Consider the following 15114-nt stretch of genomic DNA (forward strand, 5'->3'; position numbering starts at 1 on the left):
AAGTAAGACAGTGCGAATTCTTCAATTAATAGACAGTCTGGAAGCGGGCGGAGCGGAACGTATGGCCGTAAACTATGCTAATGCACTAGTTTCACGTACAGAAATTTCCGCATTGGTTGTATCGCGAAAAGAAGGGGCTTTACGGGAAAGTCTTTTCGAAGCGGTTCCGTATCTTTTTTTGAACCGTACAAAGGTAATCGATCTTAAAGCCTTGTGGAAGCTCCGGAAATTTGTTGTGCAAAATAACATCGAATGGCTTCATGCGCACGGGACCTCTTTTTTTATGGCGGTGTTACTCAAATTGGTTTATCCGAAACTCAAAATCGTATGGCACGATCATAATGGAAACAGGGTCAAAATGAAAGGGCATGACAACAGGATGCTTATTGTGTGTTCTTACTTTTTTAATCGTGTCCTTGTAGTTAATGAAGAATTGAAAGTTTGGGCAACCCGGCATTTGAAATGCAATCAAGTGCTCTATCTTCCCAATTTTACGGTGGTAAACAATAAAGAGCGCGGACAAACCTTATTGAAAGGGATCTCGGGAAAAAGAATCGTCTGCCTTGCAAACCTTCGTCATCCAAAGAATCACATCACGCTGTTAGAGGCATTTCATACTTCCGGTCTTGCGGCAAGCGGATGGACTCTCCACCTGATTGGCAAAGATAGTCTGGATGCTTATTCTGAGGAACTGAAAGTTTATATCAAGGAGAATTCGCTTCCGGAAAGTGTGTTTGTATATGGAGGACGCAACGATATTTTTCCCATACTTCAACAGGCCACCATAGGCGTATTGGTCTCCACTTATGAGGGGTTCCCGGTAACGTTACTGGAATACGGCCTTTCCGGACTGGCTGTTATTGCTTCGGATGTTGGGTATTGTTCCGAAATAATCAACGGTACTGAAAACGGATTGCTTTTCGATCCTAAAGAAACGGCACAGTTACGCGAAAAATTAGTAGTTTTGGCGGAGAATGAAGGTTTGCGAAAGGAATTTGGAGCGGCATTGGCTGCTACGATAGCAAAACGGTTTTCGGAACAGACTGTGATCGCAGATTTTCTGCATTTTATACATTGATTTTGGGAAAAGGGAAATTAACATATACCGCACTGATACTCATCCACATCGGCATTGGACTGGTTGTCTATTTGCTTCCTTTTTTATCCAAAATATACAGTCTCCTGATGTTGGCCGTAGGGTTGGTCTATGTCGTAAAAACCAGAAATAAAAATAATGAGGTTTTGTTTGTGTCGGCTTACCTGGTTGGCAGTGAGGTTTTTTTAAGGATGACTGAAGGAAATCCCTTTCACGAGCTAACTAAATATTCCGTGATAATTTTTATGATACTCGGAATGTTTTACAGCGGTATTTCTAAAGGCGGTTTGCCCTTTTGGGTGTATTTGATTTTTTTGATTCCCGGAGTTTTTGTAGCCACCGAAACACTTAATTTTCATACCGATATCCGTAAGGCTATTATGTTTAATCTTTCGGGACCGCTTTGTTTGGGATTTGCCGCCATTTATTGTCACCGGCGCCGATTTACTTTAGAAGCGTTGAATAATCTGCTGTTAGTCATTGCACTTCCAATTGTGTCCACGCTAACCTATATTTTTCTATATACGCCTAGTATCAAAGAGGTGGTTACTGATACCCAGTCGAATCATGAAACCTCGGGCGGATTTGGTCCCAATCAGGTAGCTACCATATTGGGGTTAGGTGTTTTTATATTTTTTACCCGAATTGTACTTAAATCAAAGAGTAAATGGCTGCTTTTCTTTAATGTAGTGCTTTGTGTTTTAATGACTTTCAGGGGAATCGTAACCTTTTCGAGAGGAGGGATGATGACAGCAGGACTTATGGTAGTCCTCTTTCTTGGGGTGCTCTATTTTTTTATGGGTAACCAAAGCAGGTTTAAAATACTGCAAACGGTTTCTTTCGGATTCCTGTTACTTATGGGTGTATGGCTGTACAGTTCGTCGCAGACCAGCGGGCTAATCGAACGACGTTATGCCAATGAAGGGGTGCACGGGAATAAAAAGGAAAGTCAGTTGTCCGGAAGGGAAGATTTGATTTCTTCGGAGTTAAAAATGTTTCTCGACAATCCGATTCTTGGTATCGGGGTGGGAAAGAACAAAGAATTTCGTGAGGAAACCACCGGTATTCAGGCGGCATCTCACAATGAAATTACCCGTATGCTTGCCGAACACGGTAGTTTCGGTTTGATAGGGTTTATTATTTTGCTCATCGTTCCCTTTGTCTTGTATCTGGACAATAAGATGCATATTTACATGCTTTCTTTTTATGTTTTCTGGTTACTGACGCTTAATCACGCGGCGATGCGAACGGCGGCTCCGGCTTTTATTTATGCCTTAACCCTTTTAAAAATTTATGCCCTTGAAAAACCTGTTGTACATAGGGAATAAGCTTTCCGGGAAAGACATAAACGTTACAACGATTGAAACTTTAGGAGCGTCGCTTACCCATGAAGGTTATAGTGTGTTTTATGCATCTGAAAAGCGAAATCCACTGCTTCGAATGACCGACATGCTTTGGATGACCTTTCGTTTGCGAAAGCAAACGGATTATGTACTGATTGACACCTACAGTACTTCCGGTTTCTGGTTTGCTTTTTTGGTGAGTCAATTGTGCCGGGTTTTAAATAAGCACTATATTCCTATTTTGCACGGCGGTAATCTTCCTAATCGATTGCAAAACAATCCAACACTTTGCAGGATGGTGTTTGGACATGCATACCGAAATGTGGCTCCGTCCCATTATCTGTTGGAAGCTTTCAGAAGATTTGGTTTCACCAATCTGGTTTTCATACCCAATACCATAGAAATAGACCGTTATCCTTATTTGGAACGCAAAGAATTCCGACCTAAACTTTTATGGGTGCGCGCCTTTGATCAGATTTATAATCCGAAAATGGCAGTTACGGTTTTAAACGAACTTCAAAAAAGGTATCCCGATGCCCAACTTTGTATGGTGGGGCCGGATAGGGATGGGAGTATGGAGCACTGTAAAGACTATGCTTTGGAAAATAAAGTGACTGTTCGTTTTACGGGCCGACTCCCCAAAGAAGCATGGATTGCCTTGGCAGCGGAATATGATATTTTTATCAATACCACCCATTTTGACAATACCCCGGTAAGTGTTATGGAAGCCATGGCTTTGGGTTTGCCGGTAGTTACAACTAATGTGGGCGGGATTCCTTTTTTACTTAAAGACAGGGAAGAAGCTCTGTTAGTGGATGACGGCGATGGGGAAGGGATGGTTAAAGCAATTTGTACATTGATGGAAAACCCAGTGTTGACTCAAAGGTTAGTTCAGAATGCCAGAAGGAAAGCCGAGTCTTGGGACTGGGAAGTTGTGAAAGGGTTGTGGGCTGATTTGTTTCGATAGCAGATAGCAGATAGCAGATGGCAGATGGCAGATGGCAGTGTTAAGTAGTCAGCGTTAAGTTCTGGATGAATGTTTTTTGGAGTGAATCGTTTGTTTTTTTTGTTTGAGATCCTTCCTTCGTCAGGATGACATTAGATTCTTCGACAGGCTCTGGATGACAGGTGTCCGATTGCAGGTCAGGTGTCCGATTGCATAAGTCGGTGTTAGACGCACATTTTCAGTATGTTGAGGATGTAGAATTCAACTTTTTTTATTATTTTGTTATTTCTTTTTTGCTAGTGTGTTTTTCTGTAATAATTTGTTATTTTGCACAATAATGATTTATTGATGACGAACAGGAAAAAAATACATTTTGAAATCTCGGAACGCAAGATTCTGCTTCGTGTTTTTGACGTGTTGTTGGTGCTGGCCGCGCTTTACTTTCTCAGTAATTGCTTTCAGTTCGATTATTTTCGTTTTTCCATTCACAATTATTACTGGACATTTGTTTTGGCTTTTTATCTGCTTTTGTTCGGTACTGTTTTTGAAATGTACAATCTGCAGGTAGCCGGAAATCAGTTTCAAATCATTAAAAGCATCATTCTTACGACCACCACTACGGTTTCAGTTTATCTTTTAACCCCTATACTTACCCCTTCGTTGCCTAAAAACCGTTTGCAGATCGTATTCTTTTATGTTACAATCCTTGGGATTCTTTTTTTATGGCGAATGGTTTATCAGAAGTTTCTGGCTTCGCACCGTTTTTATAAGAAAGTACTTTTTCTGGCCGATGATAAAACGGTGGACAGTTTGGTGGCCGAACTTGAAAAAGCAGATCCCAATTACAAAGTGATGGGGTATCTGAGTACGAAAGAGTCACTTAAGAAAAAAGTACAACTTACCAAAGTAACCCTCGATTCCCTTGAGGATTTTATAAGGAAGCATTCGGTTTCCGAAATCGTAATTGCCAACAAATCCACCGATGAGGTTCCTGTTGAGGTATACGATAAGCTTTTGTCTTTTCTGGAAAAAGGAATTATAATCCGTGAATATTCTCAGGTATACGAAACCAGTACGTATCGTCTTGCGGTACAATTTTCTGAAAAAGATTTCTACAAGTATTTTCCTTTCAGCCGAAGCAACCAGAATAAATTGTATCTGTATGCCATTCGTCTTTTCGACATTGTCGTTTCTGTAATCGGTTTGTTGGTAGGTGTTTTGTTTTTACCATTGCTTTTTATCGGAAACCTGTTGGGCAATAAGGGGCCGTTATTTTACACACAGGAACGTGTGGGGAAAAACGGTATTCCATTTAAAATCTATAAATTCCGCTCGATGGTAACCAACGCAGAAGCCAATGGCGCTGTTTTTGCCGCTGCCAATGACAGCAGGGTCACTCCTTTCGGTAAGTTCCTCAGGAAATCCAGAATCGATGAATTTCCACAGTTCATTAATATTCTGAAAGGGGATATGGCAGTAATCGGACCTCGACCGGAGCGTCCTGTTTTTGTGCAGCAAATTGCGGAAATCATGCCTTTTTACCAAACCCGCCATGTGATTAAACCCGGACTTACCGGTTGGGCACAGGTAAAGCACGCTTACGGCGAAACCATTGACGATAGTTTGATTAAACTGCAGTACGACTTGTACTATATCAAACACCGAAGCTTGTTTCTGGATGTGAATATCATCGTAAAGACACTTAGTACAGTGTTGTTTTTTAGGGGACAGTAGTGTTTAGGTAGCAGTCCCGATAGCTATCGGGAGCAGATAGCAGAAAGCTGTAATCGGGGTTAGTGTTCAGTAATCAGTTTCAGGGATTTTTTGGAGCGTCCCGGTAGGTTCGGCTATTTTTGATTGTGATTCTTCGATTGGTTCAAGATGACAGAGTAGGTCCTTCGACAGGCGCAGGATGACAGTGGCGGTTCGGAATTACCTTAATCAACTGTTGGTTAGTTCTTAAGCGCTTCTTTGCGTACTTTCCATAGTGCCGTAAGACAGGTTGCTACAAACGGTACCATCATTATCAAGTGGGCTTTGTTTAGCATGTACATCGTGTAAACGGCTATCAGTCCGAAACTCAACATCACTAAACGGTTTGTCCAAAGCGTATTTTTTCTTAAAGCCAAGAAAACCAAAGCAAGGTAAAGTGGACTCAAAACCAACACATTGTAGTTCCATAATACTTCCTGATGGAACGAATACAATCCGACCAATGTAAAGAAAAGCCCCAATAACCCTATGATTGTTAAGTAAGTCAAAGCTATGACACGTTTCTTAAAAGCAAGGAAAGCAATACTGAGCATGACAAGTGCAAAGGTGTAATAGTTGTTCCAAAGGGATTTCTCGGTTTTTACATTCTGACTTTTGAATACCGTAATGGTACTGTCAGATAATGGTTTTCCGTTTATTTTTGTTTTTTCAATTCCCTGCAACAGTTCTATGGGAAGGAATAATTGGTCGGATTGGCGGTCTGTCTTTGCGCCGAAAATTAAATTGATTCCGAGATTTTCATAAAATTTATCGGTTTGGTAATCGTATAAAATCTGACGGTAATTTTTCTGCGTATCAGGTACTTCTGTAGAAATAGGTTGGGTCAAAACGTTATTAATCACATCCCGAACCATAGTGGTACAATTCCGGTCGATGAATTTATAAGTGTAAAAACGTTTTTCTGAGGCAAGTACGCTGTTTAATTCGGTAAAAATCTTTTGTTTTTGTTCGTGGGTCAGGTTCAGTTTTTGTTCAAAAATATCCCGGTTGTCATACACGTAGCTGTAGTTGAATTCTTGAAAGCTGCTGGTGCTCACGAAGTATTCCAAATCGCCTTTGACAAATTTTCCGTAAAAATTGGGCGTACTGAAATCGAATGCGCCATAATTGTAAACCACATCGATTTGGTTGATTGGGTCGTTAATGCGTAAGGCCGTATGCCCGTATAAGGAGTACAGTTCTTCTCCTGTTCCGCAGGTGAGCAGACTGATTTGTGCTTTTTCGGACAGGCTTTGTGTTTGTGATTGCGCTGTATTTCCGATGCAAATCGCAATCAGCAGCAGTAATGATTGTAGGAAAGCAAAACGTGGTGTCATTATCTGAAAATGCCTAAATCGACTTTAAGAGAAAAAATATTTGAGTACAAAGCGGCACTCTGGTCACCAATATCGGTAAGTGCATAATCTACCTGAATGCCTTTGTATTTGAATCCGATACCGATGTTGGGCTGGAAACTTAAGCTTTTGGAGTTGTCGATTTCCGTGATGTTCTGAAAATTCCCCACTCCGGCACGCAGAAAAACCAGGTCGATGTACCCGGCTTCAAAACCGATGGCCGGATCGATACTCACCACGTCTGTGGAAATGATGTCGTTGGTTTTTGCGAACTGCATGTTTAAGTTGGCCGCTGTTACAAGGCTGTAATCGTGGCGAATAAGGAACTTTTTGGACATTCCGAATTGGGCTTTTGGCAACGTGATTTCCGAAGTTTCGGGTGCTTCCTGGTTTTCGCCCGGAACGGCATCTTTAATTTTTTGATATTCATCTTCATCAATGGCCCAAACGTTATAGGTTGTGGTGATGTCGCGAAGCATTACGCCGAATTTCCATTCGTCTTTGGTTTCGTACTGCAGACCCAAATCAAACCCAAAACCCCAGGAACTGGCAAATTTACCGATGACCCGACGGATGATTTTTGCATTTACCCCATAATTGAAGCCCTGGACCGGTAAGGCTCTGGCATACGAAACGGTCAGGCCGTAATCGGCAGCGGAAAACAAACTGATTCTGTTATAATCGACATTTCCCTGACTGTCTATAAGTTGGGTAGTGTTCAGGATGTCATCCACTCCAAAGCGAATTAAGGAAACTCCCATTGCGCTTCGGTCGTCTATCGGCATCGCAAAAGCGGCGTAATCGTATTGGGCAATATTGGCAAAATAGCTGGCATGCATCAGTGCGATTTGCTTGTCTTCCAGTTTTAAAAGACCTGCCGGATTCCAATACCCTGAATTTACATCAGCGGTATGCGACACCACAGCGTTAGACATCCCCAGTGCCGCTGCGTCCACACCAATACTCATAAACTCATTGGAGTATTTTCTAACGGCTTGAGCGTTAGCAAATAAAGTGGTGAATAAAAGTAGTACTAAGTAGGTCTTCTTCAAAGCCATTTTTTTTACGAATATGAAACGAGTATATGTAAAACTCACAGAAGACAGTCATTTGCATCCGGGTTCTGTTCTATACCTTTGACAAATATAGTACAATAAGATGAAATGCTCATTAAAAAACATTCTTCCCGACACTGTCAAAAAGCTTTGCTTTGCAGTGCCTGACGGTGAACTACTTTTCAGTAAGAAATAAAAACTCAATTAGTAAACTCCATTTTGTATTAACTTATTGTATAACTTTGTGTCAGTTTAAAAAGAAACCGTATGTCATTTAAAAAACAGATTCCTAATTTTATTACTTTCTTAAATCTTATTGCAGGACTTTTAGCGTTAATACATGCGTTTAACGGTAATTATAATGAAGCCTTTTCATTGGTGTGTCTTGGTATCTTTTTCGATTTTTGGGATGGTTTTTTTGCCCGGATATTCAATGCGCAGAGTCCTTTGGGTGTTCAGTTGGATTCCTTAGCCGATATGGTTACCAGTGGTGTGGTTCCGGGTGTGGTGATGTACAAGATGTTGTCTGATATTCAGGAAAATCAAGATATTTACACTTTAACACCGGATACGTATTACATGGCGGTGGTGCCTTATATTGGGTTTATCATAACGGTGGCTTCCTGCTATCGTTTGGCTAAATTTAATATTGATACCCGTCAGACGGATTCTTTCATCGGGTTACCAACACCGGCCAATGCCTTGTTAATCATGAGCATTCCTATGATTTTGTTCGCCAATCAGTACGAATGGCTTTCCAATATTTTAAGCAATCCGTATTTCCTTGTAGGATTGTCCTTTTTGAGCGCTTATTTGTTAAACGCTGAAATTCCTTTGTTCTCATTGAAAGTGAAGTATTTCAGTTGGGATAAGAACAAGCTTCAGGTTTTGTTTTTAGCGGTTTCGGCGGTTTTGGTGGTACTGTTACAGTATTTGGCGATTCCGATAATTATCCTGTTTTACGTGCTGCTTTCGGTGATAAACAATTCGTTTTTAAAAAATAAGACCGCTTAGTTTCATGAAGCGCGCTGCTGCGAAGAAAAACACGCCGTTAAAAAGAACCTCCCGCCCGAAATCCAAAAAGACAACCCAAACTCCTTTCGGGAAGCTGTTGTTGTATACTTTGGGTATTCTCTTTATTGTGATGCTAATCGGGGGGGTGTACAATTACCGCCACGGTTTGTTGTATTATCTCGGATTTAAAAGCTATAAAAACACTGCGGAACTTACCGAAGAGGAACGCAAAATTGAAGACATCCGTATTTTTGAAGTCCTGAGTCGCCATGATGCCCAATTGGTTGGTTTTGATGTTTCGGAATATCAGGAAAAAATAGAATGGGGCAATATCAATACCATTGAAGAGGAGTTTCCGCTGACTTTTGTTTTTATCCGTGCCACTGCCGGAAGTAATAAAACGGATTCCCGCTACAAAGAAAACTGGAAAGCGGCTAAAGAACATTATTTTGTTCGCGGGGCTTATCATTACTACCGTCCGAATGAAAATTCCATTGCTCAGGCAGAAAATTTCATCAGAAATGTAAAGCTGCGAAAAGGCGATTTGCCACCGGTGTTGGATATTGAAAAGTTACCTAAAAACCAATCGATTGACAGTTTGAAGATAGGTTTACGACGTTGGTTGAAACACGTGGAAAAACATTATAAGGTAAAACCCATCATTTATTCCGGGCAAAGTTACTATACCGATTTCCTGAAGGATGAATTCAAAGGCTATCCGTTATGGATTGCCAATTACAATTTTTTTGTGGAACGAATCCGTAAAGACTGGCTGTTTTGGCAGTTTACCGAGAAAGCACAAATCCATGGTATAAAGGGTATGGTGGATGTGAATGTGTTTAACGGGAATATGGAGGATTTGAAGGCATTGATGATTCAGTGATCAGGTTGCAGAAAGCAGATGAGATTCCTCCTTTGTCAGGATGATAGGAATTCTTGAAAATGGTTACTTTTTGGAAATAAGTGTTGTTACAAATACAAAGAAAAGAGCCATTCCAAAGAATAGTAAAACCGCTTTGGTATTGGCAAAATTGATGGTCCAGCCCATCCATTCTATTTTTTTGGGAACCATGCCGCGCGGATCTTCCGGGTTGTAATAGAAAATGCCCCATTTCCAGTTGTTGGGGTCTTTCTGCCATTTATCCAACGTTTCTTTATCAGGAGTTTCAGAATCTTTCATAGCTTTTCGCTTATTGCTTACAGCCTTTAGCTTCCGGCACTATTAAAACTCCAGTTTCTTTTTACGCAATTCGAAATTCTGACCCAAATACACACGACGTACCATTTCGTCCTGTACTAATTCTTCCGGTACTCCGGCTTTCAGGATACCTCCTTCAAACATTAGGTACGTTTTGTCGGTAATGGCTAGGGTTTCCTGCACGTTATGGTCGGTAATAAGGATTCCGATGTTTTTGTTTTTCAACTGTGCTACGATACGCTGAATGTCTTCCACGGCCACCGGATCCACTCCGGCAAACGGTTCGTCCAATAAAATGAATTTCGGATCGGTAGCCAAACAACGGGCGATCTCCGTACGACGACGTTCGCCTCCGGAAAGTAAATCCCCGCGATTCGTACGAATGTGTTGTAGGCTGAATTCGTCAATCAGCGATTCCATTTTAGCTTCCTGTTCGGCTTTGGATAGGCTGGTAAGTTGCAATACACTTAAAATGTTGTCCTCAATACTCAACTTTCTGAACACCGACGCTTCCTGAGCCAAATAACCAATTCCGTTTTGTGCGCGTTTGTACATCGGGAAGTCGGTTATGTTCATGTCGTCCAGGTAGATGTTTCCGGCATTGGGTTTTACCAGGCCTACAATCATGTAAAACGAGGTGGTTTTCCCGGCACCGTTTGGTCCCAGCAATCCCACAATTTCTCCCTGATTCACTTCTACCGAAACGCCTTTTACCACGCTTCTTCCTTTGTAGGTTTTAACTATATTTTCGGCTCTTAATTTCATTCTTTTTGAGGTGCTTAGTCGCTAAGTTTCTTAGTTACTGAGTATTTTAGTATTACAAATAAACGAATTACAGTTTATTGCATCAACAAATTAACAAATAATTATTCTTGGTTTTCGAGTGCTTCCCAAAACTCATATGCTCTTCTTAAATGCGGAATTACTATGGTTCCGCCCACTAATGTGGCAATTCCCATGGCTTCCATCATTTCTTCTTTGGTGATTCCGTTTTTGTAGGCCGTTTCCAGATGGTATTTGATACAGTCGTCGCAACGCAAAACGGCCGAAGCCACCAATCCTAACAATTCTTTGGTTTTTACATCCAAAGCGCCTTCCATGTAGGCATTCGTGTCCAGATTGAAAATGCGTTTTACGATTTTGTTGTTATCGTTTAGTAACTTTTCGTTCATTTTGGAACGGTAGTCGTTGAATTCTTTTACGATGTCTGACATAATTAGGTGGTTTTCAGTTCTTCTTTTTTGATTACGAAACGCGATATGAAAATACTGATTTCATATAAAATGACCAACGGAATGGTTACAATCGTCTGGCTGATAACATCCGGAGGGGTAACAATGGCCGCGATAATCAGAATGATTACATACGAATATTTTCGGTAATCGCTCAGGAATTTCGGGGTTACCAAGCCCAGTCGGGAAAGGAAATAAATCACAATCGGCAATTCAAACACGAGTCCGGTTGCCAGGGAAGTGGTTTTTACCAATCCGATATAGGAGTCAATGTCAATCGAATTTTTTACGTGATCACTGATGGTCAGATTCGCAAGGAAGTTGATGGAAAGCGGCGTCAATACAAAGTATCCGAACGCGACTCCGATGAAAAAAAGCAGGGAAGCGATGAAAATGAACAATTTGATGTTTTTTCGTTCCTTGTCGTATAGGGCAGGGCTTACGAATTTCCATAATTCCCATAAAATAAAAGGAAAGGCAACCACAAAGCCCACCGTGATGGATGTCCAGATTAACATGGAAAACTGTCCTTCCATGGTTCGGTTCTGTAATTCAAACGGCAATTCCTGAATGCAGAAACTTTTGTCCAAATCATACTGATTGGCTAAATCACAAAAGAAGCGATAGGTGATGAAACTTCCGTCTTTCGGACCAAATATTATCGTGTCGAAAATAAAATCACTGAAGTAATACGCCACACAGGCGCCTACTAAAATGGCTATGGTGCTTCTCACTAACAACCATCGGAATTCTTCCAAATGGTCTAAAAACGACATTTCTTTTCCGGCTTTATTCGTTGCCATTATATAATTCCTTCTTTTAAAATATCATGAATGTGGAGTACGCCTTTGTATTCTCCATTGTCTACAACAACCATTTGGGTGATGGAATGGTTTTCCATGGTGTTGAAAGCGTCCACCACCATGTCGGAAAGTTGTACGGTTTTCGGTTTTTGGGTCATAATGTCTTTAGCGGTAAGATCGCTGAACGTGTCTCTTTTTTCCAGCATTCTTCGGATATCCCCATCGGTTATGATGCCTACAAGATGCTTGTTTTCGATTACGGCGGTGACTCCCAAACGTTTTTCGGAAATCTCCATAATCACGGTTTTGATGCTCGCATCCGGACTGACTTGCGGACGATGGGTTTGGTCTAACATATCTACCACACGAAGCAATAATTTTTTACCCAAAGCGCCTCCCGGATGGTATTTGGCGAAATCCTCGCTTTTGAAATTGCGCATTTCCATCAAACAAACGGCTAACGCATCGCCTAAAACCAATTGCGCTGTGGTACTGTTGGTGGGTGCTAAATTGTTCGGACAGGCTTCCATATCCACATGGGCATTCAGTACGAAATCGGATTCTTTGCCTAAAAACGACGATTTGTTAGCCGTCATTCCGATTAACATATTGCCGAAACGTTTCAATAAAGGAACCAAAACTTTTATTTCCGGACTGTTGCCGCTTTTTGAAATGCAGATGAGCACATCGCCGGGTTGCACCATGCCTAAATCACCATGAATGGCCTCGGCGGCGTGTAAAAACATCGACGGCGTTCCGGTTGAATTAAAAGTGGCGACCATTTTCGTGGCAATAATGGCGCTTTTCCCTATTCCGGTTACAATCAAACGGCCTTTGCAATTGTAAATCAGTTCCACCGATTTTGCAAAATCATCATCAATGAGGTTTATAAGATTGGCAATGCTTTCGCTTTCCGATAGTATCGTTTTTTTTGCCGTAGCTAAAATGGTTTCCCTGACTGTCAAAATAGAAATTTTATTAGTTTGTGAATATTAAAGATTTTTGTATCTTTATTCTCTGCAAATTTATGTAAAAATACCTATTAATAAATAATGAAGCCAAGCGAAATTGACTTACATAAAGAGTTAAAAAAATATTTTGGTTTTAACCAATTCAAAGGTTTACAGGAAGGTGTTGTTAAAAGTATTATTACGGGTAACAACACTTTTGTGATTATGCCTACAGGTGGTGGTAAGTCATTGTGTTATCAATTGCCGGCTTTGGTGCTGGATGGTACCGCTATAGTGGTTTCCCCGTTGATTGCCTTGATGAAAAATCAGGTGGATGCCATTCGGAGTTTGTCTTCAGAATACGGTATTGCCCACGTTTTAAACTCCTCGCTTACCAAAACCGAAGTCAATCAGGTGAAGAAAGACATCACTTCCGGATTGACTAAGTTGTTATACGTCGCCCCCGAATCGTTAACAAAAGAAGAATATATCGACTTTTTAAAAAGCGTGCCCATTTCTTTCGTTGCCATTGATGAAGCGCACTGTATTTCCGAATGGGGACACGATTTCCGTCCGGAATACCGTAACCTGAGAAGTATCATTAAGCAATTGGGAGATATCCCGGTTATCGGATTAACGGCAACGGCGACACCCAAAGTGCAGGAAGACATTCTGAAAAATCTGGACATGACGGATGCTAACACGTTCAAAGCCTCGTTCAACCGTCCGAATCTGTACTATGAAGTACGTACCAAAACCAAAAACATTGAAGCGGATATCATTCGTTTTATCAAACAGCATAAAGGGAAATCGGGGGTAATTTACTGTCTGAGTCGTAAGAAAGTAGAGGAAATTGCCCAGGTGTTACAGGTGAACGGCATTAGTGCCGTACCTTATCATGCCGGATTGGATGCCAAAACACGCGCCAAACATCAGGACATGTTTCTGATGGAAGATGTGGATGTGGTGGTGGCCACTATCGCTTTCGGAATGGGAATTGACAAGCCGGACGTTCGTTTTGTGATTCACCATGATATTCCGAAATCACTTGAAAGTTACTATCAGGAAACGGGTAGAGCCGGTCGTGATGGCGGAGAAGGCCATTGTTTGGCCTATTACTCGTATAAAGATATAGAGAAGCTGGAGAAATTCATGGCCGGAAAACCGGTAGCCGAGCAGGAAATCGGATATGCGTTGTTGCAGGAAGTGGTGGCGTATGCGGAAACTTCCATGTCGCGTCGTAAATTTTTACTGCATTATTTCGGTGAGGAATTTGATGAAGTGAATGGCGAAGGTGCCGATATGGATGACAATGTTCGCAATCCGAAGAAAAAAGTGGAAGCCCAGAATCAGGTTGTCACCCTTTTGGAAACGGTTCGGGATACCAATGAAATGTACAAATCCAAAGAAGTGATTTATACGCTGATCGGAAAAATCAATGCAACCATTAAAGCGCACAGAACCGATGCCCAGAAGTTTTTCGGAAAAGGAAAAGAGCATGAGGAGAAATACTGGATGGCACTAACCCGTCAGGTGTTGGTGGATGGTTTGCTTTCGAAAGATATTGAAACCTACGGTATTCTGAAACTGACCAAAAAAGGATTGGAGTTCATTAAGAAGCCTCATTCTTTTATGATGTCGGAAGACCATGAATACAACGAAACCGAAGACGAAGCTATTGTAACGGCGGCAAAATCTTCCGGTACTGCTGATGAAGCCCTGATGACCATGTTGATTGACTTGCGTAAAAAAGTGGCCAAAAAACTGGGCGTACCGCCGTTTGTGGTTTTTCAGGAGCCTTCTTTGGAGGACATGGCGTTAAAATACCCGATTTCTATCGATGAATTAAGTAACGTTCATGGGGTAGGAGAAGGAAAAGCCAAAAAATACGGAAAGGAATTCGTAGAATTAATTGCCCGTTATGTAGAAGATAATGACATCATGCGTCCGGATGACTTGGTGGTGAAATCCACCGGAGCGAATTCGGCATTGAAATTGTACATTATTCAGAATATCGACCGAAAACTGCCGTTGGATGATATTGCCAAAGCGAAAGGATTGGATATGGATGCGCTGTTGAAAGAAATGGAGCAGATTGTGTATTCCGGTACCAAGCTGAACATCAAATACTGGGTCGATGACATTTTGGATGAAGACCAACAGGAAGAAATTCACGATTACTTCATGGAATCGCATTCGGATAAAATTCAGGATGCCTTAGACGAATTTGAAGGCGATTATGATACGGAAGAATTGCGACTGATGCGGATCAAGTTTATCAGCGAAGTGGCGAATTAGTGGTCAGGATACAGAAGGCAGAAGGCAGAAGGCAGAAGGCAGAAGGCAGAAGAGGAGCTAGACAGCTTAAAA

General features: G+C 41.4%; 14 protein-coding genes. 7 read left to right on the forward strand and 7 right to left on the reverse strand.

Translation table 11 applies throughout. The features are described 5' to 3' along the window. Nucleotides 1-10 precede the first annotated feature (10 nt). The 4 genes from BLQ05_RS07190 (at nucleotide 11) to BLQ05_RS07205 (ending at nucleotide 5119) form a co-directional block, all read left to right on the forward strand. Nucleotides 11-1078 (forward strand): glycosyltransferase, encoded by a 1068-nt coding sequence (locus BLQ05_RS07190; protein ID WP_023577211.1) that lies wholly within the window; start codon nucleotides 11-13, stop codon nucleotides 1076-1078. Nucleotides 1079-1080: 2 nt separating this feature from the next. Further along, nucleotides 1081-2424, forward strand: coding sequence for an O-antigen ligase family protein (locus BLQ05_RS07195; protein ID WP_035654807.1), 1344 nt, complete (start codon nucleotides 1081-1083; stop codon nucleotides 2422-2424). After that, nucleotides 2390-3406, forward strand: a complete 1017-nt coding sequence (locus BLQ05_RS07200; protein ID WP_023577210.1) for a glycosyltransferase family 4 protein — start codon at nucleotides 2390-2392, stop codon at nucleotides 3404-3406. Before BLQ05_RS07195 ends, BLQ05_RS07200 begins: the two co-directional genes overlap by 35 nt. Nucleotides 3407-3733: 327 nt before the next feature. Further along, entirely contained in the window at nucleotides 3734-5119 is a 1386-nt protein-coding gene (locus BLQ05_RS07205) for a sugar transferase (protein WP_023577209.1), read from the forward strand. Between the two features lie 218 nt (nucleotides 5120-5337). On the opposite strand, the gene BLQ05_RS07210 is transcribed toward BLQ05_RS07205, so the two are convergent. Further along, nucleotides 5338-6474: a lipoprotein N-acyltransferase Lnb domain-containing protein gene (locus BLQ05_RS07210; protein ID WP_035654763.1), complete on the reverse strand. Its 1137-nt coding sequence runs from the start codon at nucleotides 6472-6474 to the stop codon at nucleotides 5338-5340. Beyond that, nucleotides 6474-7544: a putative type IX sorting system protein PorV2 gene (locus BLQ05_RS07215; RefSeq protein ID WP_455423154.1), complete on the reverse strand. Its 1071-nt coding sequence runs from the start codon at nucleotides 7542-7544 to the stop codon at nucleotides 6474-6476. The genes BLQ05_RS07210 and BLQ05_RS07215 overlap by 1 nt, the downstream gene beginning before the upstream one ends. Nucleotides 7545-7814: 270 nt before the next feature. Between BLQ05_RS07215 and BLQ05_RS07220 the strand changes: the two genes are divergently transcribed. Together BLQ05_RS07220 and BLQ05_RS07225 are read left to right on the forward strand one after the other, a co-directional pair. Beyond that, on the forward strand, nucleotides 7815-8561 hold the full coding sequence (locus BLQ05_RS07220; protein ID WP_023577207.1) for a CDP-alcohol phosphatidyltransferase family protein: 747 nt from the start codon (nucleotides 7815-7817) through the stop codon (nucleotides 8559-8561). A gap of 4 nt (nucleotides 8562-8565) precedes the next feature. Next, nucleotides 8566-9444 (forward strand): glycoside hydrolase family 25 protein, encoded by an 879-nt coding sequence (locus BLQ05_RS07225; RefSeq protein ID WP_023577206.1) that lies wholly within the window; start codon nucleotides 8566-8568, stop codon nucleotides 9442-9444. A gap of 63 nt (nucleotides 9445-9507) precedes the next feature. Here the strand turns inward: BLQ05_RS07225 and BLQ05_RS07230 are convergent, their stop codons facing one another. From BLQ05_RS07230 to BLQ05_RS07250, 5 genes are all read right to left on the reverse strand, one after another. After that, complete coding sequence (locus BLQ05_RS07230) at nucleotides 9508-9741, reverse strand: DUF5808 domain-containing protein (protein WP_023577205.1); 234 nt, start codon at nucleotides 9739-9741, stop codon at nucleotides 9508-9510. 42 nt (nucleotides 9742-9783) lie between these two features. Continuing rightward, a complete protein-coding gene (gene lptB / locus BLQ05_RS07235) occupies nucleotides 9784-10524 on the reverse strand; it encodes an LPS export ABC transporter ATP-binding protein (RefSeq protein ID WP_023577204.1) in 741 nt (246 codons plus the stop codon). 101 nt (nucleotides 10525-10625) lie between these two features. Further along, on the reverse strand, nucleotides 10626-10973 hold the full coding sequence (locus BLQ05_RS07240) for a carboxymuconolactone decarboxylase family protein (RefSeq protein ID WP_023577203.1): 348 nt from the start codon (nucleotides 10971-10973) through the stop codon (nucleotides 10626-10628). Between the two features lie 2 nt (nucleotides 10974-10975). Further along, complete coding sequence (gene tatC, locus BLQ05_RS07245; RefSeq protein ID WP_238321149.1) at nucleotides 10976-11794, reverse strand: twin-arginine translocase subunit TatC; 819 nt, start codon at nucleotides 11792-11794, stop codon at nucleotides 10976-10978. Further along, nucleotides 11794-12759, reverse strand: a complete 966-nt coding sequence (locus BLQ05_RS07250; protein ID WP_023577201.1) for a KpsF/GutQ family sugar-phosphate isomerase — start codon at nucleotides 12757-12759, stop codon at nucleotides 11794-11796. The genes tatC and BLQ05_RS07250 overlap by 1 nt, the downstream gene beginning before the upstream one ends. Nucleotides 12760-12846: 87 nt before the next feature. Here BLQ05_RS07250 and recQ point away from each other — a divergent pair, with 87 nt between their 5' ends. Continuing rightward, entirely contained in the window at nucleotides 12847-15042 is a 2196-nt protein-coding gene (recQ, locus tag BLQ05_RS07255; RefSeq protein ID WP_023577200.1) for a DNA helicase RecQ, read from the forward strand. Nucleotides 15043-15114: the final 72 nt, after the last annotated feature.

Source organism: Flavobacterium saliperosum (assembly GCF_900100625.1).
GTDB classification, from domain to species: Bacteria; Bacteroidota; Bacteroidia; order Flavobacteriales; family Flavobacteriaceae; genus Flavobacterium; species Flavobacterium saliperosum.